Origin of the sequence: Flavobacterium sinopsychrotolerans (genome assembly GCF_900110375.1) — a bacterium.
GTDB lineage: Bacteria > Bacteroidota > Bacteroidia > Flavobacteriales > Flavobacteriaceae > Flavobacterium > Flavobacterium sinopsychrotolerans.
Window position 1 is genome coordinate 904,317 of sequence record NZ_FODN01000001.1, and the last position, 25,666, is coordinate 929,982.

Consider the following 25,666-nt stretch of genomic DNA (forward strand, 5'->3'; position numbering starts at 1 on the left):
CGAATATAAAATTATGTTATTCTTTTGCTATTTAATGTAACCCGAAAAATCTTTATGTTCTTCTTTAGAAAGTTCTTCTTTGGACAACGATTTGAAATAGTCGTAAGTGATTTTCATTCCCTCGGCTCGACCTATTTTGGCTTCCCATCCAAGCAGTTCTTTTGCCTTTGTAATATCAGGCTGACGTTGTAAAGGATCATTTACAGGTAAAGGATGATATACTACTTTTTGATTGGTTCCTGTCAGTTTTATGATTTCTTCTGCAAAATCCTTGATGGTAATTTCATCCGGATTACCAATGTTTACCGGATACACATAATCAGAATGCAATAATCTAAAAATACCTTCTACCTGATCATCTACATAACAAAACGAACGGGTTTGCATTCCGTTCCCAAAAATAGTCAAGTCTTCCCCACGAATTGCCTGACCTATAAAAGCGGGAATTACGCGGCCATCATTAAGACGCATTCTTGGACCATAAGTATTGAAAATTCTAACGATTCTGGTTTCTACACCATGAAACGTATGATACGCCATAGTTATGGATTCCTGAAAACGCTTTGCTTCATCATAAACACCTCTTGGTCCAATCGTGTTTACATTTCCATAATATTCTTCCGTTTGTGGATGAACCAATGGATCTCCGTAAACTTCAGAAGTAGATGCAATAAGGATTCTCGCCTTTTTAACACGTGCCAATCCTAGAAGATTATGCGTTCCAAGAGAACCCACTTTTAAGGTTTGGATCGGAATTTTCAAATAATCTATTGGGCTTGCAGGCGAAGCAAAATGCAGAATATAATCTAGTTGACCTGGAACATGAACAAATTTGGTGATATCATGATGATAAAATTCAAAATTCTCCAGTTTGAACAAATGTTCTATGTTTTTTAAATCTCCCGTAATGAGATTATCCATTCCAATAACAAAATAACCTTCTTTAATAAAACGGTCACAAAGATGTGATCCTAAAAATCCAGCGGCTCCGGTGATGAGTATTCTTTTCATATTGATTTTATAGTTTGGATATCATAGAAGTAATTTATTAAAAGCAAATAATTACTTCAATAATATAACTCTCTTTGACCACTCAACGAGGTTTCTGTCAAAAATAAACTTATCGTTAGGATTGTGAAAGAAATATAAGCAAAATCTTTTTTTTCATAACCGTTTATGTTCAGTTATTGGTGAAGCAATTTAAATTATTCAATTTTTTCTAAAACAAATACATTATTGAAATAAGCTGTTTTATCAATTGGCAATATTAAACTGAAAAGCACTCCAAAAAAATTAAAAAAGATGATAAAAGGAGTTAGAAAAACCTGTCTTAAGTACTTATTTTCAGGGAGTATATTCTTTATGTAATTTAAATTGAACTGGAAAATAACTTCAATATAATTTCCTGTTTTAAAGTTTTCAATCACCTTGAAACCATTTTTTTGATACAAATGTTTTAAAGCAGGTGTTGTATACCTCGCAAAATCATAGGGCATTTCATGTTCCTCCCACATAAAAGGAGTCGTTATTAAAGCCTTTCCGTTTTTCTTTAAAACTCTATTAAATTCCTTTAATAATTCGTCGATATTAAAAACATGCTCTAAAACTTCGGTGCACAAAAGAGAATCGAACCGTTCATTTTCAAATGGAATTTCTTTTCCATCATAAAAATTATCTACTTCATTGTAATTTTGTTCCCTTCCTTCAATCTTATAATCTACACCAATATATTCCTTTACATTTACAAATAGATTTTTATAAGGCTTCGTTCCACAACCAAAATCTAACAAAGAACCATTAAGTTTATCAGCATTATTTTTTATAGCACTTCGAATTGATTTCCGAATAAGAAAATTATAATTAATGAAAAAACCAATAATCCCGGGATGAAATTTTTCTTTCTTAATCTTTTGTTTGATGAGCTCTTTATACATTAACTTTTTTTCAATATTATTCTAAATAGATAGATTCCAGTTCAGAAATATTTTCTTTAATATTATAGTTTTCGGAATACGAATTAAACGCATTTTTTGATAACTTATCCAATAATTCTTTATCACTCAATAGCTTCAAAATTTTACTTTTAAAACCTTTTAAATCCTCATTTTCAATAACAAATCCATTATAATTATCAATAATCAAATCTTTATTTCCATCGCAGTTAGTAACTACACAAGCTTTAGATAGTGCCAAACTTTCAATAATAGAATATGGCATTCCCTCATATCTGGACGTTGAAATATAAAACTTAGAATGATTAATAATATAAAAAACGTCGGTTCTTTCTGTCCAATTTAAAAGTGTTACGTCATTGGCCATGTCTAACTCGTGAATGAACTTTTTAACGGATTCTAACTGGCCTGATACCGGGCCAACTCCCATTACGATTAAATGAATTTTAGCTTCTTTATTAACTTCATGCATTACCCGTATCATTTGTTCAATATTTTTTTGATACGATGGACGACCAACGGTACAAATATAAGCTTCAGGCCACGTTTTAGGAATGGTTAAGGGTTGTATTTTAGTTATTGGCTCAATACAATTGTTGAATACTATTGCATTTTCTAGTTTATAACCAACGGCTTCAATAGCTCGCTTTTTTTCGGACGCTGATGTGGCAAGAAGTAGACTATTCCCATTGGCAAGAAGCTTTTCAATATTCAAAAAAAGGCTTCTTTTCAGACTATTTTGCGTACTTAAATAAGAGAAAGCGTGTGGCGTATAAATCACTTTTATTCCTAATAATCTTCCTGTAATTCGGCCTACAATTCCACCTTTAGCGCTGTGTGCGTGTATCAGATTTGGCTTTTCTTTTTTTAGAATCTTATACGTTTGAAATAATGATCTAATATCATAGAATATTGAAATATCTCTAAAAATAGAAACTTTATATTCTTTTATTGTATTCCCGTTTTTATCAAAAAAAGGTTTTTCCGTGTCTTTAGTTCCATGAATAATAATGTTTTCAAACGAATCAGTATTCATATTTTCTAAAACAAGTCTCAAATACACATCGACTCCTCCTATAGAATGCAATAAATGAACTATCTTTTTTTTTGCCATTTTTTTGATGTAAAAGAATAATAATCATTCGCTATTCTTTGCTCATTTAATAATATAAATCAAATGTATCACAAATTTAATAATTACAAAGTATTGATCTAAATTATTAAATGAGCATCTATTTTAAAAAATATTCCTACTGTATATAACTTCTATTAAATTTCTTTGATTAAAAAAAATAACGATATTTACGGAAATTTTGATTTCTATCATTTAAAATAAATTCAAATGAAAAAAACGTTTATGATCGCGACTCTAGTTGCTTTATTTTCATTGTCTTGTAGAAACAAGAAAGAGGAAACGACACAGCAAGATACCATTCAAGAGGTTGCGCCAAAAGCATCTAATGAAGTGAAAGTTGAAGTTACTGACTTTGACCGTTACGAAGGTAAAATTGTTTTGGGAACTAATGGTCAATGGTATTTAATAAAAGAAGGGGTTCGCTGGAGAACTAATTCTATAGCCGCAACAGATGATTATATCAAAACACTACCTGCTGGGAAGGATTATGTTGTGAAAAATGTACCTATTGAAACATTACAACAATTTTCAGAAGTTGGAGAAATTTATCCAAATTTAGAATTTAGAAAAGATGTAATTAAAACCGCTAAATAAGCGGTTTTTTTGTGTCATTCTAAAAAAATATTATTCGCAACCCGCTTACTTTTTTGTTGAAGCCAATAACTGGCAAATATAGAAATCCATAATCCGCTAAAAACAATTCCATCAAAACGAAGAAGGAAATCATCGGTAAGGTTTGAAATGAAAAACAAAAAAAAGAAAGAAAGTACAACTGCATTTTTCGTCTTAATTCCCAAATAAGCAATAAATCCAATATAAAATAAGGCTACAATTGGTCCCAATATTCCAAATTTCAATAAATAATCTAAAAATTGATTGTGTGTTGGGAACTCATATTTTGCAAGAAATATTTGATTCGTTTCTTTAAAATACTTTACTAATTCTATCTTTCCATCCGATGCTCCCACGCCAAAAGGAAGGTTTTTAAGGGATAATTCCCATGCTGATTTCCAGATGGATAATCGAGTTACAAAAGAACTGTACACGGCTATTTCCGGATGATCTATGGCGTCTAATTTCCCTACTTTATCCATATTCGAAAAAATCTGAGTCGAATATTTTTCTTTCATGAAAGGATTCTTTTGTATGAATAAAAATAAAACGGAGCCTATCAAAAGCAACATAACAATTGCTCTTTTGAAGATAATTTTAGAACTATCCCTTTTGGAAATTTGGAAATAGCCCACCACCATAAAACCAAACAAAGTACCTAATAATGCCATTCTGGTATTCACATATAAAACAAAAAAGAAAGAGCTGATAAAAAGCACTAAATCTCCTATTTTATACCATTTATTATAATTTGTTTTTGAAGTTTCTAGCAAAAAATAAAGATTAGAAAAAGCTACAAAAGCCAAGTGCATATTGAGAGCCGGTGCATGAATCCCAATACTATCCGAAAATACATAACCCATTTCCCAAAGATGAATCCCATTAAGATATTTAAAGAAATGCTCCGGATACAACACTATAAAACGCACAAAAAAGAATACCATGATAAGTGTTGTACCAATACAATAGGCTTTCAATATTTTAAGAAATTGGATCCGTTGATAATTTCCAATTATAAATATTGGGAAAAAAAGTAATGAAAGACTTTTTTCGAGTGATTTTAAACCAATAGCATAAGAATCATTATTTCCAAAAAACAACATTTCCATCAAAAACGGAGCTGCTATTACTATCATAATTGGTAGTTGGCTTTTTGAAATCTTTAGTTTTTTAAAAAACAATAAATTGAAAACTACAAAAACTATCAGGAAAACTGTACATAGTTTTCTGAAAATTAATGTAATCGCAATTAAAAACAATAATAAATTAAATACTTGGTTGAATCTCTTTTCTGAAATTTTCATAATACAATGCAAAATATATTAAAGGGAAAAGGCCTATTTTATGTCTAATTGAAGTACCTAAATCAGGTTCAAAAATACCTTGAACTATAAAATAAGCGAACAAAATTAGTAATATCCACAACTCCAGTTGATATTGTTTTCTATTTTTTAAACATCGAGAAAACCGAACAAATAAAATATAAAAAATCAATAATTGCCATACAACAAAGGCTAGAACTTGAGGAGATAAAATATGTTTAATAGCTTCGACTATAGGTACATTTACCGCCATAAAACCATAAACAATACCAAACGCTTCGCCATACCAGGTATCTTGTGATATTGGCGAAACAATAGCCGTATTTATATTGTTTTTATTAATCTTATTCATGACATAATTTTCCCTAGTTAGTTTAGAAATATACTCTCCTCTTACAACTCCATGACTCAGTGATAAAAAAATGGCAATTAGTAATCCATAAAAAATAGTAGAAAATGTTTTATTCTCAAATTTGATAAACGATATTACATACATCCCAATTGCAAATATTGGCATCAATAAGTAATAGGGCCTGAAAAACGAGAAACAAGCGATTAAAATCAATGAAAAAATAATTTTGAATCTTGGTTTTTTATTGGACTGAAATATAAAAGGAATGGTACAAAACATTACAAAAGTTATAAATTCCTTAGTTGGCATAGACATATATATCCCTGTGAGAAGAAGAGCAACATACACTAAACCATTCTTTACATTTAACTTATGGAAGTTTGAAGGCACTCCAATTTTATATAAGATGTAGGTTACTATAGGAAATTGAATTAGGGCAATAACAAAAAAAGGAAAATGTCGCATACCAGTAAGCTTATAAAACATGATGGCAAACGGATAACTGCCAAACCAGCCTATTTCATGGTGTTTGTCAAATACAATTATTACAGTATCGTTAAAATATCTTTCCGGTAAAATATAAGGCGTCAAAAAGGCTATGATTAAATTGCAAAAAAACAACCCTATAAATACCACTTTGTTTTTTTTTATTAGTGTTTTCATCAATGCTTTTTATAGAAAAACCTTATTTTATCCGTGAATAATTATATTAAAATGGGTATTATTTCTCCTTCTTATTTTAATGAAATAAAATTAATAACTTATCTTTTTTATAAACAATTATTGCTGTAACTATATTCCAAAAAAGTAAACTTGAAACAAAAGCAATTGCTGCTCCAGTCATAGAATACTCCGGAATTAATATAATGTTTAGAATTAAATTGACTAATACCGCAAAAATTAAAACGATTTGGAAAATACTTTGTCTTCCTGTCATATTCAAATATATAGCTGATACTCCAAAAAAAGAAGCAAACAACTGACCCACCATTAATATCAAAAGCGCTTGTTTACTTTGTGTATAATTTTCTCCAAAGAAATATAAAATATTTTCGGAAAACAAACAAACAAATAAAACAACCGGTACTGTTAGAAAAACAATCATTCTGGCGCTTTGTTTCAACGTTTTTAATAGTTCCTTTTTATTATTGTCTGTGTAAAGTTGTGCGATTTTTAAAGAAACAGAAATATACACCGAATTATTAATCATAAACAAAATCGAAACTAACTTCATTGCAATGGCATAATAGGCTACCGTTTCATCTCCTTTAAATTTTTTTAAAAAGACTATATCAAAAGTCATCATCAAAAAAACAGCTAAATTACTTATAGCCATAGGATATGATTTGTGAGCAATAAAGGAGTACGAAAAAGGATTCGTGTCACTTGGTAGTATTGAATCGTCTTTTTGTTTTTTGAAAAGCCGAAAAATAATAATCGTTGTTATAATCGAAAGCGCTACAAATCCTATCAAAAAAGTATCTACCAAATAGGTTTCCTGGTGATAATAAAACAATACAATAGCACCAAAAATAACAGAAACATACTTAAAAGTATTTCTAAATAATTCAGCAATATAAATTTTATCTAATGCTCGAATTGTTTCAGTGTTAAACAAGGTTATGGAATAAAAAAACAAAGCAATAATTGCCTTGGTCATCAAAACATAAGTACTTTTATCGTTGAAAAATAAATTAATACTGTTTCGACCAATACCAAAAAAAATAAGCAATACCAGTAAACACAATACAAAAATAAGTAAAACAATTTTTTTATAAATCATCTTTAATTTTTGGATTTCATTTTTGCTTTTTAAAATCCCCGTAAAATATAATATAGATTGATCCGTGCCGAGAACACAAATACTGCTTAATACTAATAAAACTATTCTTATAAAGTCGAATTGACCAATGATTTTCGGGTCGTAATTATGCGTTAAAAACAATGAAAATCCAAAAAGGGTAACTACACCTATAATTCTTAAGAACATCGTTTTTAAACTCTGTAAAACAAATGGATTTTTTTTTATTTTATTGAAACCCATATTGATTTTTTTTTCAAAATTTCAGGAATTTGTATTTGTCGAATTAACTAAATCATTTTTGATTTTTTCATTTGATTTTTGTAATAACCTAAAAATAAATGAATTAAAATAAATGAAAGCAAAAATAAAATAGGCAAAACCAATTTTAACTTTCCATTCACTGAGTTCGTATTTTCAATATTTAATGTTGAACTATTGTCTTTGATAATTTTATCTAATCCTACTAATCCTACTCTATGAATTCCTTGTTCATTAATTAAAGTCTCTTTCGTTTTAATAACATCGTTAAGTTGCGTGTTCTCATTATAATAAACCAATTTATCACTTTTTTGAGCGCCATTTACCATATTAGAAAATCCATTCAAAACACCATTTATTTGTGAAATAATAGTGTCATTTTGAATCATCTTCATACGAACATTATTTACCGTTTCTTTTTGGATTTTTTTATAGTAATCCGTTTCGTTTAAATAATTTAAAATAGGTTGAACAGTACCGGTATTGTTTGTTTGGTTTTTAGTTTTGAAAGTAATCGTATGTAAGGTATAATTCTTACTTGTTAAATTATCTTCGAGGATTTTTTTTATATCTCCACCCTCTGCCATTAACTTGATTAATTCGAAGTTCTCTTTCTTGTTTTCAATGAATTTATAAACGTCCGTTATGGGTTTAATTGCAATTTCAATTATTTCTTTAGGTTTTTTTATCCCTACAATTTCTTTAAGAAAAACGGTATCCCTCTCTTTAATTTTAGATTCAATCAAATCAATTTTTGAATATAAATAATCAGTGCTTTCAAAATTTGGAGTAACTATAATTTGATGATCATAGGTTTTTTTTGTCACATCTAAATAAAACCCTAACCCAACTCCAATTACCAACAAAATCAAAATTACAATCGCATTTTTTACAAAAAACTGAATACATTTAAATAAAAAAGTATTAATCCAATCAAATAATTTTCCTATTTTTTGAAAAATTTGCGACAAATCAATTTCTTGATCCTCTTGGTTATTGGGTTGGTTATTGTTCATCCTATGTTTTTATTTTACGTTGAAAATTTGTTCCAATATTTTAATTGTAATCAAATAAGTAGGTTTTACACCTGTTGTTCCCAATCCGCCTGAAGCTAATGTACTTCCGGTTTCCAAAGGATTATCAGAGGCATAATACGCATATCTTACTTTGACATCATGTGGAACACTCTTTCTGATTTTAGAAGCGGATTGAATCGCTTTTTGGTAATAAGAACCTTCCATTTCCAATCCGATAATTCCCCAAGTCGATTCATGGAAAAACTTCAATAAATCTCGGTTTTGCAATGAAGTTCCCAAAACGGTAACCATTGGACCTGCAAAAACGGCAATATCATTTCCTTCAAACATATCAGCAGTCAATTCATTTTCGAAAAAATAATTATCCGCCGTTCCTTCATTAATGTGTGCATTCGGAATCATGATATCTCCTTTTCCACCTTCCAAAATTCCCGCTTTCCCCATGATAGAAACCGATTCCACATTCAATAAGGTGTCTTTTTTAAATGGTTTCAAAAGCTCATCAATGGTTTCATACGCTTGTTCTCCAAACGCATAATCCATAACAATCAATACTGGTTCTTTATCACCGATATTCGCCTTAGGAAAAGACGTTTTTGCCCAATCAATTTTTGCGGTATCAAAAATCTGCACATCGATATTTGTTCCTGATGTATCCGGTAAGGAAATCATTCCGCATTTCAACGCAACTTCTTCCACTTGATTTCGAACCGCATTGGCACCGGACTTACTCAATTCCTCATAAATGAAGAAATCCGATTTATCTTTGAACTTGGTTTTCAAAACTTCCGTTGCAAAAATAGAATTCATCACACTGTGCATATTGGCACTGATTACGTGAATTGGACGGTCTAAAAGTTGGTTTTCTTTCAAAACTTCCTTGATATTAGTAGCCCATATTTCCCCATGAATGTGGTGTCCCAATCGTTCTCTCAAAATAGGACTGAAAGTGATTGTTCTCTTATTATCGTCTACAATTTCTTCTATGGCGAGTTTCCCCAACCAAAAGATGACATGCAAGAAACGATCTGGTGCAGCAGCTGAACCAAAAGCGTCATAAATATCCAATACTTCTTCAAATGTTCTTCCCAGAATATTGGCAGCGTGTGAAATGGCTTTCTCTTTTTCTATCTGAGTCAGTTTCTTCTTTTGGGAAACCGCTTGTTCCAGTTTGAACCAGTCGCGGGAAACCTCACCGGCATCATCCAGTAAAACCCTGTTTCTAATTTTGTGTGATTCGATGAAAATAAAGGTCAAATGCGTCAGAATATCATAAATATCAGAACGTCCTCTTGTAATCTCCACATTCATTTGTTCCTCATCGATGCGGTAACAATTACGACGTCTTTTTGGCGGTACAATCGCCTGAAAATGCGATTTAGAATACCCTTCATCCGATGTTAAATTGATAAATCTACATTCTTCAATTCCTACCGGAAGACGTTCAATTACATATAAAAGTCCGTTCAATTCTACTTTTTCTTCAGCAATATTTCCATAAATTTCTGGTCGCAGTGCTAACAATGCTTCGCGCAGCGTATCACCTGAAATTCCCATAGGTTTGTAAAATCCCCTGTTAAAAAGGTGACGCATCGTAATGTACATTTTTTCAATTGCTGCCGATGATTCTTGCGCTCTGGAGCGTGATATATTTTTTGTTTCTTTCATTTTCTGCTTATTTTCTAACCTTCAAAGGTAAGACATTTATTTACTTTTTAACAAATCCACTATATTTCTATCATTCGAAAGTCTAGGGATTTTATTTTGACCGCCCAGTTTACCAATCGATTTCATATAGTCCTGAAAACCGTTTTTAACGACTTTAGAAATCACCACTTTTCGCAACACTTTGCCCACAATCAAATCATCATAATACATGTTTTGTTTTCGCATGGCATTGTCCAGCGCTTCCGCAAAAGATACGCTGTCTTCCGGTTCGTTCTCAAATTCAATAAACCATTGATGATATGGCAAACCTTCTGCGGGAGTGATTTGTGGTGCGACCGTAAATTCATTGATTCGAATGTTAGTGCCAATAATTGCTTCCTGCAACGCACTTTCCACTTCTTTCCCAATTACATGTTCTCCAAAAGCCGAAATATAATGTTTGATTCTTCCCGAGACAATTATTCGGTATGGTTTTAAACTGGTAAACTGAACCGTATCGCCAATATTATAGCCCCAAAGTCCCGCATTGGTAGAAATTATCAAAACATAATTCACTCCCAATTCTACTTCGCCAATAGTATATCGTTTTGGATTATCAGTATAGAATTCGTCACTTTTTTTAAACTCATAAAAAATACCGGAGTTCAAAAGCAGTAACATTCCTTTTTCTTTTTGGGAATCCTGGTACGCAAAAAACCCTTCCGAAGCCGGAAATAACTCAATACTATCTACTTTTCGTCCAATAAGATTTTCAAATTTGGCGCGATACGGTTCATAATTCACGCCGCCATAAATAAACAAATTGAAATTTTTGAAGATTTCACCTACTGGCTTTCCTCCTTTTTGATGCAATTTCTCAAAATACATTTGTACCCAAGAAGGAATCCCAGAAATCACAGCCATATTTTCGTTGAATGTTTCCTCGACAATCGCATTTACTTTGGTTTCCCAATCTTCGATACAATTCGTTTCCCATGAGGGCATTCTGTTTTTTTGAAGGTATTTTGGAACAAAATGCGCCACAATTCCAGACAATCGACCCAATTTAACGCCATTTTTTTCTTCTAATATTGGACTTCCTTGCAAGAAAATCATTTTCCCATCCACAAAATCAGCTTTTCCGGTTTCGTGAATGTAATGCAGGATCGCATTGCGGGCCGCCTCAATATGATACGGCATCGATTCCTTAGTCAACGGAATATATTTGGCACCGGAAGTCGTCCCGGAAGTCTTCGCAAAATAGAGCGGTTTTCCTTTCCAAAGGATATTTTCCTCACCTTTTACCACCTTATCAACATACGGTTTTAACGCTTCATAATCCCGAACTGGAACTTGTTTGGCAAAATCCTTCTCATTTTTTATTTGGTCAAAATGATGGTCGATACCAAATTGTGTTTGCTCCGCATCTTTGATTAATTTTCGTAAAACTTTCTTTTGCGTTTCAATAGGATTATTGGCCCAAAGTTGTGTTTTCTTGTATATTTTTTGCGCAAATAATTTGGCTGCAATTGATTTTATTGACATTTTTATTTTTGTTCTTTAAAAGATAAAAATTTGTTTTTTTACTCTTTTTTTAATTTTTTAGAAAGCGGATTTTTCTCTTCTTTTGCTATTTGCTCCCGCAATTCCAATTCTTGTTTGGATGGCGATAAATCAACTTGAGAAGAAACTTCATCTGCAGCCGAAAGTATCGAATCTTTACTGAATTTTGCATATTCTAATTCTCCTGTTAACACTTTCTGAATGGATTTAATATACGCTTCATTTCTTTTCAAGGCTTTTGACAAAGAATCTGATTTTAAAGCCAGTTCCATAGCGTCTTTCTTTAATTTTGACGAAGAATATCCTGGTATAAATTCTCGTAAAGGAGTAAAAGCAATAATAAAAGTGGTAACAAATGTAATAATTATTGCTCCTAAAGATGCTACCACAAAAACGTTCATTAAAGTAAGTTTCAATGAAAAAGTTTCTTCAAATGTATCTTCGTTTAGTATAATTAAACGTCGTTTATTGAATAAGTTTTCCTTTATTTTTCGCCGTTTTTGTCTTTTCTTGGACATATAAATTGATTATTGAACAAATATAACAATTATTGTCGTTGCTTGTATTTCCTTGTATTGGTCCCGTATTACAAACCTAAATTAATTTTTAGTAAATTTTTAACGCTTTTGAAACTAAATAAATGAAGTAAAATGAATTTCAGTAAACTAATTCTATTTACCTTTGCTTCTAGATTTATTACAAATTTGCTTCGGCAATAAATTATCGTATTATGAGTAGTATCGGTGTTACAGAAATCCTGATTATATTGGCAGTTGTTTTATTACTTTTTGGAGGTAAAAAAATTCCGGAACTTATGAAAGGTTTTGGAAGCGGAATTAAGGAATTCAAAAATGCTGCTAAAGATGACCAACCAGCAGCTAGAAAAGAAGAAGAAACAAAATAAAAAAAGAGGCTTTTCAATTATGAAAAGCCTTTTTTTATGGGTTAAATAACCATTGTCAACTGAATTCTCTTTCTATCCTCATCGACTTCCGTTACTTTTACCTGAACGTGTTGGTGTAATTTTACCACTTCATTTACGTCGCTGACAAAACCCGCTTTGAGTTGCGAAATGTGTACCAAGCCACTTTCCTTGACTCCAATATCCACAAAACAACCAAAATTGGTAATGTTATTGACAATTCCCGGTAAAACCATTCCTGTTTTTATATCTTTTATCGTTTTTACATTCGGGTCAAATTCAAAAACTTTGGCTGATTTTCTTGGGTCTAATCCTGGTTTCTCTAATTCTTTTATAATGTCTTTCAATCCCAATAAACCTATTTCTGATGTAATGTAATTTTCTAGTTTTATCAAAGCTGTTTTTTCTTTATTGGCAATCAAATCATTCACCGTCAATTTCAAGTCTTTTGCCATTTTCTCCACAATTCCATACGATTCCGGATGAACCGCTGAATTATCCAACGGATTTTTTGCGTTCGAAATTCGGATAAAAGCCACGCCTTGCTGATACGCTTTTTCACCTAAACGAGGCACTTTTTTGAGTTGTTTACGATCTGTAAATGGACCGTTTTCAGAACGATAATTCACAATGTTTTCGGCAAGCTTATCTCCTATTCCACTCACATAACTCAGTAAATGTTTACTCGCAGTATTAATGTTTATTCCAACTGAATTTACGCAACGAATCACCGTACTGTCTAATTCTTCTTTTAATTTATTTTGATCTACGTCATGTTGGTATTGACCTACGCCAATGGCTTTCGGGTCAATTTTCACCAATTCAGCCAACGGATCACTCAATCGTCTTCCGATAGAAACTGAGCCTCGAACCGTAACATCATAATTAGGAAATTCGTCTCTGGCAATTTTCGAAGCCGAATACACCGATGCTCCCGCTTCGGAAACTATAAAAACTTGAACCGGCTTATCAAAAGCTATTTTCTTGATAAAGAATTCCGTTTCACGTGATGCAGTTCCGTTTCCTATTGAAATCGCATCTATTTTGTAAGAATTCACCATCGAACGGATTTTTTTCATCGCCATCGCTTCCTCCTTTTGAGGCGCATGTGGATAAATGGTTTCATTATACAACAAATCTCCTTTTTCGTCCAAACAAACAATTTTACATCCACTTCTAAAACCCGGATCAATCGCCAGAATTCGTTTTTCACCCAAAGGCGGTGCCAACAATAATTGCCCTAAATTATTCGCAAAAACCTGAATCGAATTGGCATCAGCCTTCGCTTTAGCTTCTTGCAAAGCTTCGTTTGAAATGGCCGGATTCAGTAATCGTTTGTAACTGTCTTCTATGGCTAATTGTACGTTTGGCGTAGTTTTATTTTGACCTTTCAAAACTAACGCATCAATAATATCATACGCTTCATCAATATCAACTTCAACTTTAAACTTGATAAAACCTTCATTTTCGGCACGAAGCATCGCTAATAATCGATGCGATGGTGCTTTAGTCAACGATTCTGACCAATCGAAATACTGACTGAATTTCTGCGCCGCTTCTTCGTCTTTTTTCGTTTTTACAACTTTGGTGGTAATGGTTGCTTTGCGTTGGTACAATCTTCGGAGTTGCTTTCGAACATAAATATTTTCATTAATCCATTCGGCAATAATATCTCTGGCACCTTGTAATGCCGCATCTTCATTAATGATATTTTCGTTCAAATATTTTGTCGAAATAAAATCGACATCATCATTATTCTGCGCCATAATGATTTTTGCTAATGGCTCCAATCCGTTTTCGCGGGCAGCATCGGCTTTAGTTTTTTTCTTCTTTTTGAATGGCAGATAAAAATCTTCTAATTCCTGTAAATCGAAACTTTTCTGGATTTTTTTATCTAATTCTGGGCTAAGCGCATTTTGTTCCTGAATCGATTTTAAAATCGCTTCTTTGCGTTTTACAATCACTTCGTATTCCTTTTGGAATTTAGCAATTTGCTCAATAAAGACTTCGTCCAGATTACCGGTTTTGTCTTTTCGATACCGCGAAATAAACGGAATTGTACAATCTTCCTGTAATAATTGAACGGTATTTTGAATGTTAATCGCTGCTGTTTGAACAGACTTAGCTATGAATTGTATGTTAGTCATTTTAAATTTAAGATTATAAAATCATATTGCTAAAATAGTATCTTTGGGTCAAAACTCCTTATTTATGTCTTTTTTATTCTGGTATTTTCCGCTTATTAATTTAGTCGCTTTTTCAATAATAGGAGTTGACAAACGGCTGGCCATACAGCAAAAATGGAGAATTTCAGAACGTAATTTATTGTTTACAAGTATTCTGGGCGGCACAATTGGTTCCGGGTTAGCCATGCTTTTCTTTAGACATAAAACCTCAAAAGAAAGCTTCCTTTTGAGGTTTTACGGAATTATTGTAATCCAAATTTTAATCCTTTTTGTACTTTTTTATTCTGGAATAATAGAGTACTAACAAGAAATTTTATCTACTCTATTTTGGTGTCTTCCACCTTCAAATTCAGTGTTTAAAAATGCTTCTACCATTTCTACTGCTTGTGGAATCGAAGTAAAACGAGCAGGAATACTAATAATGTTCGCATCATTATGCTGACGTGCCAAAACTGCAATTTCCTTCATCCAGCATAAAGCAGCACGAACTTTGGCTTGTTTATTTACTGTCATTGAAATTCCGTTTCCGCTTCCGCAAATAACAATTCCAAAATCAGCTTTTCCTTCAGAAACATCTGTGGCAACAGGACGTCCAAAATCAGGATAATCCACGCTTTCTGCTGAATCGGTTCCGTAATTCGTTACTTCATGTCCTTTTGCTTGCAGCATTTCAACAATTGCTTTTTTGTAATCCGGTCCTGCGTGATCGTTTCCTATGGAGATTTTCATATTATATGTATTAGGTTGTGTGCTGCAAATTTAAATAAAGTAATCTATTCTGATGAATTTAAATCTTGCTTCTTTATTAGATAATTTTAATTGAAATTTACCTTCAAAAATGAATTCAACAAACGCTTCTGTAACTATCAGATTCATATTGAATTAGCAGTTATCAACAATTCTGTAAAATGTATAAATAGCTGTAAATCAATGAAAAATTTATAAAATAAATGTTAAAAATTTGCATTGTTAATAGCAAAACGTAATCACTTGATATTCAGTTAACTTTAAATTAACATAAAGTGTTCATAACTTTAGATAGAATATTAGAAGTTTTTTTGGGTTGTATCCAAAAAATAAGTAATCCAAAACCCAGTTTTTAAATCCTAATTTAGTTCGGGGAATTTTTAGAATAGTTATCAATATTAAAAAGCAGGTTATCAACAAAAAACCGTAGTGTGAGTTATTTACAAAACCAATAGTTTTTCTGTTATCAACCATTGTTAATTAAAATCTAAAAATACTTTAAAACTAAGACTTTATCCAAAAATAAGTATGTTGATAACTCCCGATAACATCTTTAAACTTGATTTCAATGCGTTTTAAAATAAATTTATTGCCACTATTAACAAGCTATAATAACAACCAAAAAATAATTTAAATTTAATTTTTCTTTTTTATTATATTAATATATGTTGACAACTTTCAAAAAAATTAAAGTCAAAAAATTGATTTCAGTTTCAAACGATTTTCAAATTGTTGTTTAGGTTGTCTAATAATTCCTGAACTTTTTCAAAATCGTTGAAATGAATTTTGAGTTTGATTCCACCGTAGGCGAAACTGCCAAAAGGATCAATGGAAACCAACGTTTCGTTTTCAAAAAAATAGTTAATCTCTTCCTGCTCCAGCAAATGCTTAATAACTACAATTTCATGGGAATAATTGAAAATTGCAATGGTTTGAAATTCTTCCATTTTTGATACTTTTTATAAAGATACAACTATTCTGTAAAGTTATATTTTCTTTAAAACTGTGCTCTCTTTACTGATAACAGTTTAGTATTTTGTAATTTTAGACTTTTAAGAACAGATTTATGAGTAAAAGATTAAGAAAGCCGATAAAAAAAGGGAAAGATTTCTCTGAAAAAATTATAAAAATATTATCGCAAAGTGCTAATAAAGCATTTAACTACAAACAAATAGGAGCAAAGCTAGAGCTTGACGATACCGAAAGCAGAAATCAAATTATCAAAGATTTGAAGATTTTGGCTTCGCAAAATAAAATTATAGAATCAGAACCAGGTAAATACTTAGTGAAGGCTGAAAGTAAAGAGTATTACGAAGGTAAGATTGACATGACAGGACGTAAAACAGCTTATTTTGTTTGTCCTGAAATGGAAGAAGATGTCTTTATTCCTACAAATAACTTAAACCACGCTTTAGACAAAGACATTGTCAAAGTGTATGTTTACAATCGTAGAAAAGGAAAAAGACCGGAAGGTGAAGTGATTGAAGTCCTTGAAAGACATAAAACCGATTTTGTTGGTGTTATTGACATTCAAGCTAATTTTGCTTTTGTTTCTACAGCAAATCCAAAAATGTATACTGATATTTTTATTCCAAAGGATAAAATAGGCGAGGCGGAGCAGGGCGATGTAGTTTTGGTTCATATCGAAGATTGGCCAGCCAGAGCTGACAGTCCTTTTGGTTCTGTAATAAAAGTTTTAGGGAAACCTGGAGAGCATGATACAGAAATCCATGCAATTCTTGCTGAATACGGTTTGCCATCAGAATTTCCTATTGAAGTGGAAACGTTTGCACAAAAAATTGATACTTCAATAGAAGAAAGTGAAATTGCCAAACGTCGCGATATGCGTGATACGTTGACTTTTACCATTGATCCAAAAGATGCGAAGGATTTTGATGATGCACTTTCATTCAAAAAACTAGAAAATGGTAACTACGAAATTGGTATTCACATTGCCGATGTTTCGCATTATCTTCAAGAAGGAACAATTCTGGATGATGAAGCGTATCAAAGAGCAACTTCGGTTTATTTAGTTGATCGAGTAGTGCCAATGTTACCTGAAGTATTATCAAATTTTGCGTGTTCATTACGTCCAAATGAAGAAAAATATACATTCTCAGCTATATTCGAAATTACCGAAACATCGCAAGTGGTGAATCAATGGTTTGGTAGAACAGTAATTTACTCTGATCAACGTTTTGCTTACGAAGAAGCGCAGTACATCATAGAAACCAAAGACGATGTGATTCCGGAAGAAATTTCGATTACAGGAAGTTCGTATCAAGTTTCAGCAGCAATTGTTGCTGCGACGCTAAAAATGGATGAATTAGCTAAAATTCTTAGAAAAAGAAGAATGGCTGAAGGAGCAATTTCTTTTGATAAAGTAGAAGTGAAGTTCAATTTAGATGAAGCAGGCGAACCTCAAGGTGTTTATTTTAAAGTTTCAAAAGATGCGAATCATCTGATTGAAGAATTCATGCTTTTAGCCAATAGAAAAGTAGCGGAATATATTGGAAAACAAAAGAAAACCTTCATTTACAGGATTCACGATGAGCCAAATGAAGATAAACTTTTTGCGATGCAAGCTGTTATTGCCAAGTTTGGACATAAAATTGATTTTAAACAAGGTTCTATTTCACAAGCTTTGAATAAATTAATGGAAGATGTAAATGGTAAGAAAGAACAGAATTTAATTGATACGCTTGCGATTAGAAGTATGAGTAAAGCCAAATATTCTACGGATAACATAGGACATTACGGTTTAGCTTTTGATTATTATTCGCATTTTACCTCGCCAATTCGTCGTTATCCAGATGTCATGGTGCATCGATTGTTGCAGCATTATTTGGATGGAGGAAAATCTGTTGATGAAGAAACATATGAAACTAAGTGTTTGCATTCATCAACAATGGAAGGTTTAGCAACCAATGCGGAACGTGATTCTATCAAATACATGCAGGTAAAATACATGCAGGATCATCAGGATGAGGAATTTTTAGGCGTAATTTCCGGTGTGACAGAGTGGGGAATTTATGTTGAAATCATCGAGAATAAATGTGAAGGAATGTGTAGAATCAGAGATATAAAAGATGATTATTACACTTTTGACGAAAAACAATATGCACTAACCGGCGCAACTTCTGGTAAATTATTACAATTAGGAGACGAAATTTACGTTAAAGTAAAAAATGCCGATTTAGTTAAAAAACAACTGGATTTTAATTTTTTAAGAAGAATTGAAGAACCGTTAAAATAAAAAAAATGAAATCAAAGATTCACGAATACCAAAAAAGAAATATTAGAAATAGGAGTAAAAAATTAGTGATTATTGCTTTTGTATTTTTAAGTCAATTTACAAACGCTCAAGTAACCAGAAACTTAGGAGATTTTGATGAAGTTAAAGTTTTTGATAAAATCAATGTCAAATTAATTGAAGCTTCAGAAAACAAAATTGTAGTAACCGGAGCACGCGCTGACGAAGTGGAAACGGTAAATAAAAACGGAGAATTAAAAATTAGAATGCCTTTTCCTCAATTATTATCCGGGGAAGATATTATGGTTAAATTATATTTTAAAAATCTGGAAAGTATTGCTGTGAGCGAGGGAAGCTATGTTTCAAGTGAAGAGGATTTTAAACAAACGAGCTTAGATTTAAATGCAAAATCTGGAGGAGAAATAAAATTAGGTATAAATGTTGACAAAATAAATGTAAAAGCGAATGCTGGTGGAATAATTACTTTATCAGGAAAATCGAAAAATCAAGATGTTGTAATTACTTCGGGAGGAATTTTAAACGCTAAGGATTTAGAGACTTCACAAACCACAATAAGCGTTGCTGCAGGAGGAAAATCAGAAATCCATGCGACTACATTAGTTGATGCAAAAGTAAGAGCTGGAGGCTCTATTTTTATCTACGGGAAACCAAAACAGATTAACAAGGAAGTTTTCATTGGCGGTACGATTTTAGAAAAAAATTAGTACTTTGGTTTAGATTTTAGCGTAATAAATTTAAATTTTTAATGATAAACGACATTTTAGCTGGTATTCCTTGGGGAATTTTCTTGAGTTTTATGATTGGTCCTGTTTTTTTTATTTTACTGGAAACAAGTATTATAAAAGGATTTAGAGCGGCTTTAGTATTTGATTTAGGAGTTATTTTAGGAGATATTGTTTTTATAGGAATTGCGTATTTAGGAAGTTACCGATTGATTCAAAGTTTAAAAGATCAACCTGCTCTTTTCATATTTGGAGGTGTATTGATGTTGGCTTATGGCATAATTTCCTTCATACAGTTAAAAAAAGAACAGAAAATCAATACGGATATTATTGACAAAGAAATTGTCAAAAAAAATTATATAAGCCTTTTTATAAAAGGTTTTTTGTTGAATATTATTAATATTGGCGTACTTGGTTTTTGGCTTGCAATCATTATTTCTGTTGGACCAAAACTAGAAATGCAAACACCCAGGATGATCACTTTTTTTATTGCAGTTATTGGAACTTATTTGTTTGTTGATTGTATCAAAATTCTTTTGGCGAAGCAATTAAAAACAAAACTAACACCAATAAATATTCTAAAAATTAAAAAAGGAATCAGTATTATAATGATGGTTTTCGGAATGGTTTTAATCACACAAGGTTGGTTCCCGGAAGAAAAAGAAATGGTTAAAAAAGCATTTGATAAAATAGATAATTAATAGATAATAATTTTATAAAATAGTAAAAGCCATGAGTCTAATTGATTTAGATTTAGGGCTTTTTTTTATTTTAAACATATAAGTTATTTAAGTTTTTAGTCACTAAATTATCAATTGAAATTATTTTTAAAACCATTAAGGAATTAAGTTTCATTAAGATTTTACACTTAATTTTTCTTAATTACTTAATGTTTTAAAATAGAAACTTCTTTAATTTTTCCTGAAAATTTGACATAAAAAAAACCTCCAAATTACTTTGAAGGTTTTAGAGGCATCGTCCGGATTCGAACCGGAGTAGGAGCTTTTGCAGAGCCCAGCCTAGCCACTCGGCCACGACGCCATAGTTGAATGGACGGCAAAAGTACTCAAAAAGATTAAAGTTTAAAAGATTAAAGTTTAAAAGTTTTAAAAAAAATTTTTAAATTAACTTCTGTATTCTTCCATTTCAATAGTAACTGCTTCAACATCACCGCCAATAGGAGGATTTAGTTTAGAAACTGCTACAATAATTCTGGATATTTCAGGAATTTCTTCAAATATTCTCGTTAATATTCGGTGTGCTACATGTTCTAACAAGTCCGAACGAATCGCCATTTCCTCTACAACAATACTATTTAAGAGCACATAATCAACAGTATCTTTCAAATTATCAGAAATACTGGATTTTCTCAAATCAGTTTTCACCTCTAAGTTTACCGTATAGTCTGATCCTATTTTTCCTTCCTCGATTAAACAACCATGGTAGGAGTAGGTTCTGATATTTTTAAGTTTTATGATTCCCATTATTTTATTTTTTTGTTTAAAGTGTAAAGTCTAAAGAGAAATTGCTAACTTTTCATAGGTTTCTATGGAAACATTAAACTTTTAACCTCAAACTTTTTTTATCTTTGCTAAAATAAAACAAAAAAATGTCAACTGAAGAAAAATCACTCCATTTTATAGAACAAATCATCGAAGACAGTTTATCAAACGGTTTTCCCAAAGATAAATTACGTTTTCGTTTTCCGCCGGAGCCAAATGGATATTTGCACATTGGTCATGCTAAATCGATTTGCTTGAATTTTGGATTAGGATTAAAGTATAATGCGCCTGTTAACTTGCGTTTTGACGATACCAATCCTGCCAAAGAAGAGCAGGAATATGTAGATGCCATCAAAGAAGATTTGAAATGGTTGGGATTTAATTGGACGGAGGAATTGTATTCTTCTGATTATTTTCAGCAATTATACGAATGGGCAATTTCGATGATTAAAAACGGTAAAGCGTATATAGATAGTCAATCGTCAGAAGATATGGCTGCCCAGAAAGGTACGCCAACACAACCGGGAGTTGATGGTCCTTTCAGAAACCGTTCTATTGAAGAAAACCTTACCTTGTTCGAAGGAATGAAAAATGGGGATTTTCCGGAAGGAAGTCATGTTTTACGTGCCAAAATTGATATGACTTCGACCAATATGTTGATGCGTGATCCATTAATGTACCGTATTTTGCACCGTCATCATCACAGGACAGGCAATCAATGGAATATTTATCCAATGTATGATTATGCACATGGCGAAAGTGATTACATCGAGCAAATTTCGCATTCTATTTGTACGTTGGAATTTGTAATGCACCGAGAATTGTACAACTGGTTTTTGGACCAAATTTATGATGACTCAAAAGTAAGACCACATCAATACGAATTTGCCCGTTTGAACTTGAATTACACCGTAATGAGCAAGCGAAAATTATTGCAATTGGTTCAGGAAAATATAGTAAATGGTTGGGATGATCCAAGAATGCCGACGATTTCAGGATTGAGAAGAAGAGGGTATACAGCGAATTCTATTCGTAAGTTTTGTGATATTATTGGAGTTGCCAAAAGAGAAAATATAATCGATTTTTCACTTTTGGAATTTTGCTTGCGCGAAGATTTAAACAAAACGGCTCCAAGAGTTATGGCAGTTTTAGATCCAATAAAATTAGTAATCACAAACTATCCTGAAGATAAAGAAGAATGGCTGGAAGCCGAAAACAATCAGGAAGATGAAAGCGCTGGGTTTAGAAAAGTTCCTTTTTCTAAAGAATTATTTATTGAAAGAGAAGACTTTCTTGAAGATGCCCCGGCAAAGTTTTTCCGATTGAGTTTAGGTAGAGAAGTACGTCTTAAAAATGCTTATATAATTAAAGGAGAACGTGTTATAAAAGATGCTGCTGGAACTATTACTGAAATTCATGTAACTTATGATGAAGACAGTAGAAGCGGAAGTGGGAGCGAAGCCAGTCAACGAAAAGTGGCTGGAACCTTGCATTGGGTTTCGATACAACATGCTTTGGAAGCTGAAGTTCGTCTCTACGATCGCTTGTTTATCGATGAAGCGCCAGACAGTCATAAAGAAAAAAATTTCTTGGAATTTATGAATCCTAGTGCGTTACAAATTGTAAAAGGATTTGTAGAACCAAGCTTGGCAACGGTTCAATCTGGGGAAAAATTACAATTTCAACGTTTGGGCTATTTCAATGTGGATAAAGATTCAATTGAAGGCAAAATTGTCTTTAATAAAACTGTTGGATTGAAAGATGCTTGGGAAGAAAAAGGTAAAAAAGAAGAAAATTTATTGATGAACACTCAAAAGGAAATCAATAAATATGTTAAGGAAAAAGACGAAAATAATGCCAATTTGATTTTAAATAGCATTGTTGAAAACATAAAAAGTATCGATAATTACAGTTTAATTATTCAGACTATTGTAAAAAATATTAAGAATGATAATAACTCTTTGTTGTTTTCTAATTTGATTTTACATCATTCAGATAAAGTACAAGTAATAGATATCGAAGAAGAAGCTTTGACAAAATTATATACGATGTCATTAAAAAGTCAAATGGCAGCCGTTAGAATTTTGGCTATCGAAAATTTACAAAATGATTTAGATAATTTTAGTCTTTTTCAAACACAACTTTCAGAAATGAAAAAAAATGAAAAAAATGAAAAAGTGTTGCAATTATTAAATGATCTTAAAATCTAAGTTTTATTTTTTTAAATAGATTTTATCAATTCAAAGTCCTCTTTTTAGAGGGCTTTTTTTATTATAGTAATTTATTATAGAAATATCATTTTTGATATTTTTATTCAATTAAAAACAACATCCATAAATTGATTTTAAGACCTTTTCTTAAAACAAATAATGTTCAGTATAAAAAGTAAATAAACGTGTAACAGCTTCCTTTTATTTGCTTTTTGTCCTGTAAAATTACACTTTAACGAGTTGTTAACGGGTTGTTGTTAATAAATACGTATCTTTATAAGACAAACTTTAAAATTTAGAATCATGTCGAATAATACAGGAAATACAATATTGGCTGTTTTAGCAGGAGCAGCTATTGGAGCTGGAATTGGAATTTTATTTGCTCCAGATAAAGGTTCAAAAACAAGAGAAAAATTTAAAGATGGTTTTGATGATGCCAAAAACGAATTGCAAAATAAATTTGAAAGTGCATCTTCCCAGTTAAGTGATAAATTTACAACTGCTAAATTTGATTTAGAAGGAACGTATGAAGATTTACTTTCTAATATGAGTTATAAAACGGAAGAAGTGATTTCTTTTTTAGAATTAAAATTGGCAGAATTAAAAAAGCAAAATGCCAAACTTCAAAAAAATACTGATATACCTGTCTAATAAATCCTAAAAATGAATACATGGCTTTTGAAGAATTAAAAGAAAATACAGAAAATATTCAAGAACAGGCGAAAGCTTTTTTAGAAAGTAATGCAGCTTATTATAAATTGTGGGGTTTCAAGGTTGCCATGAAATCGACCACAATGATTATCAAGTTTACATTGATTTTATTGTGTTTTAGCATGGTGTTATTGTTTTGTTCTGTCGCCGCTGCCTTAGCTATAGGCATTGCTTTAGATAGTTATGCTTTTGGATTTTTAATCGTTGGTGGAATTTATCTTGTGATAACAGCAATTTTATTTACTATAAAAGATAAAATAGTTGAAGGACCAATTTTAGAGAGATTTTCAGAAATATTTTTTAACGATTAACTTATGGAAACCAAAAAATATTCATCCTACGCTCAAATTGAAAGGGAACTTGAAATTTTAAAGATTGAAAAAGAAATCAGTTATCAAAAATTGACTTATGGTTTTCAAAAAACAAAGGAAAGTATTACGCCTCAAAACATTGTAAGCGACTTAATAGGCACGTATAGTTCTGTTATTCCTTATGGAGCAATTGTTTCAACAGCGGCTCCTTTTATATTAAATAAAGCAATTCCGTTTATTAAAAATTGGTTTGCTAAAAGAAAAAGAGGCAATTAAGCCTCTTTTTTTTATTAATTCTGGTAAATTATTCTTCTGTTTCAGTTGTTTCTGGAGCTTGATTTCCAGTATGATGTTCTTCAACCTTTGGTTTTCTATTTGTTTTCTTCATCATTTCTCCAACTTGGTTTGAGGCAGAAAATGACGCAACCATATTATTCAACATATCACTTCCAGCTTGAGGAGAATTAGGCAATAAAATTAAATTAGAGTTTGTGTCTGCACCAATAGCTTGTAGTGTATCATAATGTTGGGTAACCACAATCAAAGCAGATGCTTCCTGTGAATTTATACCTACTTTATTTAAGACATCTACACTTTCTACTAAACCTCTTGCAATCTCACGTCTTTGATCAGCAATACCTTGTCCTTGTAAACGCTTGCTTTCTGCTTCAGCCTTGGCTTTGGCAACAATTCTAATTCTGGATGCTTCTGCTTCAAACTCAGCAACCGTTTTTTCACGGTCTGCTGCATTAATTCTGTTCATTGCATTTTTTACTTGAATATCCGGATCGATATCTGTTACCAATGTATTGATAATGGTATAGCCATAAGTTGTCATGGCTTCATTCAACTCTCTTTTTACAGCAACTGCAATGTCATCTTTTCTTTCAAAAACATCATCTAATTTCAGTTTAGGAACCTCGGCACGAACGACATCAAACACATAAGAAGTAATTTGATCGTGTGGATATTCCAGTTTATAAAATGCATCATAAACGGTATCTTTTACAACCATAAATTGAACTGAAACTTTTAGTTTCACAAATACGTTGTCCTTAGTTTTGGTTTCGATAATAACGTCTAATTGTTGTATTTTTAGATTTACGCGTCCCGCAATTCTGTCAATCATTGGGATTTTTAAATGTAAACCGGATTGTCTGATACTTAAGAACTTTCCAAATCGTTCTACAACAACTGCCGTTTGTTGCTTTACTGTGAAAAAAGAGGAGAGTAAAATAAATAATCCAAATACTAAAAGGATAATTAAGGTAACATTCATAATGTATTTTAGTTAAAAATTGACTCACAATTTACTAATTAAAACGTAAGGATTCTCCTTATTAACATTTTTATAATATAAAATAATCATTCTTTCCATTTTATAAAGAATGAAAGACAT

At 31.6% G+C, this 25,666-nt stretch carries 25 protein-coding genes and 1 tRNA gene; 10 read left to right on the top strand and 16 right to left on the bottom strand.

Annotated elements, in window-relative coordinates; genetic code table 11:
- Positions 1–27: 27 nt before the first annotated feature.
- From BMX64_RS04070 to BMX64_RS04080, 3 genes are all read right to left on the bottom strand, one after another.
- Positions 28–1,011, bottom strand: a complete 984-nt coding sequence (locus BMX64_RS04070) for a UDP-glucuronic acid decarboxylase family protein (protein ID WP_091166452.1) — start codon at positions 1,009–1,011, stop codon at positions 28–30.
- A 194-nt stretch (positions 1,012–1,205) separates the two neighbouring features.
- A complete protein-coding gene (locus BMX64_RS04075; RefSeq protein WP_091166453.1) occupies positions 1,206–1,934 on the bottom strand; it encodes a class I SAM-dependent methyltransferase in 729 nt (242 codons plus the stop codon).
- 16 nt (positions 1,935–1,950) lie between these two features.
- Entirely contained in the window at positions 1,951–3,066 is a 1,116-nt protein-coding gene (locus tag BMX64_RS04080; protein ID WP_091166454.1) for a glycosyltransferase, read from the bottom strand.
- A 228-nt stretch (positions 3,067–3,294) separates the two neighbouring features.
- On the opposite strand from BMX64_RS04080, the gene BMX64_RS04085 reads away from it, so the two are divergent.
- A complete protein-coding gene (locus BMX64_RS04085; protein WP_091166455.1) occupies positions 3,295–3,681 on the top strand; it encodes a hypothetical protein in 387 nt (128 codons plus the stop codon).
- Positions 3,682–3,695: 14 nt separating this feature from the next.
- On the opposite strand, the gene BMX64_RS04090 is transcribed toward BMX64_RS04085, so the two are convergent.
- From BMX64_RS04090 to BMX64_RS04120, 7 genes are all read right to left on the bottom strand, one after another.
- Positions 3,696–4,835 carry an O-antigen ligase family protein gene (locus tag BMX64_RS04090; RefSeq protein WP_244273219.1) on the bottom strand — a complete coding sequence of 380 codons (1,140 nt, stop codon included), beginning with the start codon at positions 4,833–4,835 and terminating at the stop codon, positions 3,696–3,698.
- A 130-nt stretch (positions 4,836–4,965) separates the two neighbouring features.
- Positions 4,966–6,036, bottom strand: a complete 1,071-nt coding sequence (locus tag BMX64_RS04095; protein ID WP_091166457.1) for a hypothetical protein — start codon at positions 6,034–6,036, stop codon at positions 4,966–4,968.
- A 76-nt stretch (positions 6,037–6,112) separates the two neighbouring features.
- Positions 6,113–7,417, bottom strand: a complete 1,305-nt coding sequence (locus BMX64_RS04100) for an MATE family efflux transporter (protein WP_091166458.1) — start codon at positions 7,415–7,417, stop codon at positions 6,113–6,115.
- A gap of 47 nt (positions 7,418–7,464) precedes the next feature.
- A complete protein-coding gene (locus BMX64_RS04105) occupies positions 7,465–8,451 on the bottom strand; it encodes a hypothetical protein (RefSeq protein ID WP_091166459.1) in 987 nt (328 codons plus the stop codon).
- Between the two features lie 9 nt (positions 8,452–8,460).
- A complete protein-coding gene (locus BMX64_RS04110; RefSeq protein WP_091166460.1) occupies positions 8,461–10,140 on the bottom strand; it encodes a DUF6909 family protein in 1,680 nt (559 codons plus the stop codon).
- A 36-nt stretch (positions 10,141–10,176) separates the two neighbouring features.
- Entirely contained in the window at positions 10,177–11,664 is a 1,488-nt protein-coding gene (locus tag BMX64_RS04115) for a GH3 family acyl-acid amido synthetase (protein WP_091166461.1), read from the bottom strand.
- 38 nt (positions 11,665–11,702) lie between these two features.
- Entirely contained in the window at positions 11,703–12,200 is a 498-nt protein-coding gene (locus BMX64_RS04120; RefSeq protein ID WP_091166462.1) for a peptidase, read from the bottom strand.
- Between the two features lie 212 nt (positions 12,201–12,412).
- Between BMX64_RS04120 and BMX64_RS04125 the strand changes: the two genes are divergently transcribed.
- A complete protein-coding gene (locus BMX64_RS04125) occupies positions 12,413–12,586 on the top strand; it encodes a Sec-independent protein translocase subunit TatA/TatB (RefSeq protein ID WP_091166463.1) in 174 nt (57 codons plus the stop codon).
- A 41-nt stretch (positions 12,587–12,627) separates the two neighbouring features.
- Here BMX64_RS04125 and BMX64_RS04130 read toward each other — a convergent pair whose 3' ends face one another.
- A complete protein-coding gene (locus BMX64_RS04130; RefSeq protein ID WP_091166464.1) occupies positions 12,628–14,751 on the bottom strand; it encodes a Tex family protein in 2,124 nt (707 codons plus the stop codon).
- 64 nt (positions 14,752–14,815) lie between these two features.
- Here BMX64_RS04130 and BMX64_RS04135 point away from each other — a divergent pair, with 64 nt between their 5' ends.
- Positions 14,816–15,094, top strand: a complete 279-nt coding sequence (locus tag BMX64_RS04135; RefSeq protein ID WP_091166465.1) for a DUF1294 domain-containing protein — start codon at positions 14,816–14,818, stop codon at positions 15,092–15,094.
- Here BMX64_RS04135 and rpiB read toward each other — a convergent pair.
- On the bottom strand, positions 15,091–15,519 hold the full coding sequence (gene rpiB / locus BMX64_RS04140) for a ribose 5-phosphate isomerase B (protein WP_091166466.1): 429 nt from the start codon (positions 15,517–15,519) through the stop codon (positions 15,091–15,093). The genes BMX64_RS04135 and rpiB overlap by 4 nt on opposite strands.
- Before the next feature lie 731 nt (positions 15,520–16,250).
- Positions 16,251–16,484, bottom strand: a complete 234-nt coding sequence (locus tag BMX64_RS04145) for a hypothetical protein (RefSeq protein ID WP_091166467.1) — start codon at positions 16,482–16,484, stop codon at positions 16,251–16,253.
- A gap of 119 nt (positions 16,485–16,603) precedes the next feature.
- Here BMX64_RS04145 and rnr point away from each other — a divergent pair, with 119 nt between their 5' ends.
- The 3 genes from rnr to BMX64_RS04160 are packed head-to-tail and all read left to right on the top strand — an operon-like array spanning position 16,604 to position 20,234.
- On the top strand, positions 16,604–18,793 hold the full coding sequence (rnr, locus tag BMX64_RS04150; RefSeq protein ID WP_091166468.1) for a ribonuclease R: 2,190 nt from the start codon (positions 16,604–16,606) through the stop codon (positions 18,791–18,793).
- Between the two features lie 5 nt (positions 18,794–18,798).
- Positions 18,799–19,515, top strand: a complete 717-nt coding sequence (locus BMX64_RS04155) for a head GIN domain-containing protein (protein ID WP_091166469.1) — start codon at positions 18,799–18,801, stop codon at positions 19,513–19,515.
- Between the two features lie 41 nt (positions 19,516–19,556).
- Positions 19,557–20,234, top strand: coding sequence for a LysE family translocator (locus BMX64_RS04160; RefSeq protein WP_091166470.1), 678 nt, complete (start codon positions 19,557–19,559; stop codon positions 20,232–20,234).
- 269 nt (positions 20,235–20,503) lie between these two features.
- Here BMX64_RS04160 and BMX64_RS04165 read toward each other — a convergent pair.
- Together BMX64_RS04165 and folB are read right to left on the bottom strand one after the other, a co-directional pair.
- Positions 20,504–20,574 (bottom strand) — tRNA-Cys (locus BMX64_RS04165).
- An 83-nt stretch (positions 20,575–20,657) separates the two neighbouring features.
- Complete coding sequence (gene folB / locus BMX64_RS04170; RefSeq protein ID WP_091166471.1) at positions 20,658–21,017, bottom strand: dihydroneopterin aldolase; 360 nt, start codon at positions 21,015–21,017, stop codon at positions 20,658–20,660.
- A 125-nt stretch (positions 21,018–21,142) separates the two neighbouring features.
- Between folB and BMX64_RS04175 the strand changes: the two genes are divergently transcribed.
- The 4 genes from BMX64_RS04175 (at position 21,143) to BMX64_RS04190 (ending at position 24,543) form a co-directional block, all read left to right on the top strand.
- Entirely contained in the window at positions 21,143–23,245 is a 2,103-nt protein-coding gene (locus tag BMX64_RS04175; RefSeq protein WP_091166472.1) for a glutamine--tRNA ligase/YqeY domain fusion protein, read from the top strand.
- Between the two features lie 303 nt (positions 23,246–23,548).
- Positions 23,549–23,896 (top strand): YtxH domain-containing protein, encoded by a 348-nt coding sequence (locus BMX64_RS04180; protein ID WP_091166473.1) that lies wholly within the window; start codon positions 23,549–23,551, stop codon positions 23,894–23,896.
- A 20-nt stretch (positions 23,897–23,916) separates the two neighbouring features.
- Complete coding sequence (locus BMX64_RS04185; RefSeq protein WP_091166474.1) at positions 23,917–24,267, top strand: competence protein; 351 nt, start codon at positions 23,917–23,919, stop codon at positions 24,265–24,267.
- Positions 24,268–24,270: 3 nt separating this feature from the next.
- Positions 24,271–24,543, top strand: coding sequence for a DUF6327 family protein (locus BMX64_RS04190; RefSeq protein WP_091166475.1), 273 nt, complete (start codon positions 24,271–24,273; stop codon positions 24,541–24,543).
- Positions 24,544–24,571: 28 nt separating this feature from the next.
- Here the strand turns inward: BMX64_RS04190 and BMX64_RS04195 are convergent, their stop codons facing one another.
- Positions 24,572–25,546: an SPFH domain-containing protein gene (locus tag BMX64_RS04195; protein WP_091166476.1), complete on the bottom strand. Its 975-nt coding sequence runs from the start codon at positions 25,544–25,546 to the stop codon at positions 24,572–24,574.
- Between the last annotated feature and the right edge of the window lie 120 nt (positions 25,547–25,666).

Coding starts and splice junctions, on each gene's coding strand:
- BMX64_RS04070 (WP_091166452.1), bottom strand. CDS start 1,011: ATGAAAAGAATACTCATCACCGGAGCCGCTGGATTTTTAGGATCACAT.
- BMX64_RS04075 (WP_091166453.1), bottom strand. CDS start 1,934: ATGTATAAAGAGCTCATCAAACAAAAGATTAAGAAAGAAAAATTTCAT.
- BMX64_RS04080 (WP_091166454.1), bottom strand. CDS start 3,066: ATGGCAAAAAAAAAGATAGTTCATTTATTGCATTCTATAGGAGGAGTC.
- BMX64_RS04085 (WP_091166455.1), top strand. CDS start 3,295: ATGAAAAAAACGTTTATGATCGCGACTCTAGTTGCTTTATTTTCATTG.
- BMX64_RS04090 (WP_244273219.1), bottom strand. CDS start 4,835: ATGATAGTAATAGCAGCTCCGTTTTTGATGGAAATGTTGTTTTTTGGA.
- BMX64_RS04095 (WP_091166457.1), bottom strand. CDS start 6,036: ATGAAAACACTAATAAAAAAAAACAAAGTGGTATTTATAGGGTTGTTT.
- BMX64_RS04100 (WP_091166458.1), bottom strand. CDS start 7,417: ATGGGTTTCAATAAAATAAAAAAAAATCCATTTGTTTTACAGAGTTTA.
- BMX64_RS04105 (WP_091166459.1), bottom strand. CDS start 8,451: ATGAACAATAACCAACCCAATAACCAAGAGGATCAAGAAATTGATTTG.
- BMX64_RS04110 (WP_091166460.1), bottom strand. CDS start 10,140: ATGAAAGAAACAAAAAATATATCACGCTCCAGAGCGCAAGAATCATCG.
- BMX64_RS04115 (WP_091166461.1), bottom strand. CDS start 11,664: ATGTCAATAAAATCAATTGCAGCCAAATTATTTGCGCAAAAAATATAC.
- BMX64_RS04120 (WP_091166462.1), bottom strand. CDS start 12,200: ATGTCCAAGAAAAGACAAAAACGGCGAAAAATAAAGGAAAACTTATTC.
- BMX64_RS04125 (WP_091166463.1), top strand. CDS start 12,413: ATGAGTAGTATCGGTGTTACAGAAATCCTGATTATATTGGCAGTTGTT.
- BMX64_RS04130 (WP_091166464.1), bottom strand. CDS start 14,751: ATGACTAACATACAATTCATAGCTAAGTCTGTTCAAACAGCAGCGATT.
- BMX64_RS04135 (WP_091166465.1), top strand. CDS start 14,816: ATGTCTTTTTTATTCTGGTATTTTCCGCTTATTAATTTAGTCGCTTTT.
- rpiB (WP_091166466.1), bottom strand. CDS start 15,519: ATGAAAATCTCCATAGGAAACGATCACGCAGGACCGGATTACAAAAAA.
- BMX64_RS04145 (WP_091166467.1), bottom strand. CDS start 16,484: ATGGAAGAATTTCAAACCATTGCAATTTTCAATTATTCCCATGAAATT.
- rnr (WP_091166468.1), top strand. CDS start 16,604: ATGAGTAAAAGATTAAGAAAGCCGATAAAAAAAGGGAAAGATTTCTCT.
- BMX64_RS04155 (WP_091166469.1), top strand. CDS start 18,799: ATGAAATCAAAGATTCACGAATACCAAAAAAGAAATATTAGAAATAGG.
- BMX64_RS04160 (WP_091166470.1), top strand. CDS start 19,557: ATGATAAACGACATTTTAGCTGGTATTCCTTGGGGAATTTTCTTGAGT.
- folB (WP_091166471.1), bottom strand. CDS start 21,017: ATGGGAATCATAAAACTTAAAAATATCAGAACCTACTCCTACCATGGT.
- BMX64_RS04175 (WP_091166472.1), top strand. CDS start 21,143: ATGTCAACTGAAGAAAAATCACTCCATTTTATAGAACAAATCATCGAA.
- BMX64_RS04180 (WP_091166473.1), top strand. CDS start 23,549: ATGTCGAATAATACAGGAAATACAATATTGGCTGTTTTAGCAGGAGCA.
- BMX64_RS04185 (WP_091166474.1), top strand. CDS start 23,917: ATGGCTTTTGAAGAATTAAAAGAAAATACAGAAAATATTCAAGAACAG.
- BMX64_RS04190 (WP_091166475.1), top strand. CDS start 24,271: ATGGAAACCAAAAAATATTCATCCTACGCTCAAATTGAAAGGGAACTT.
- BMX64_RS04195 (WP_091166476.1), bottom strand. CDS start 25,546: ATGAATGTTACCTTAATTATCCTTTTAGTATTTGGATTATTTATTTTA.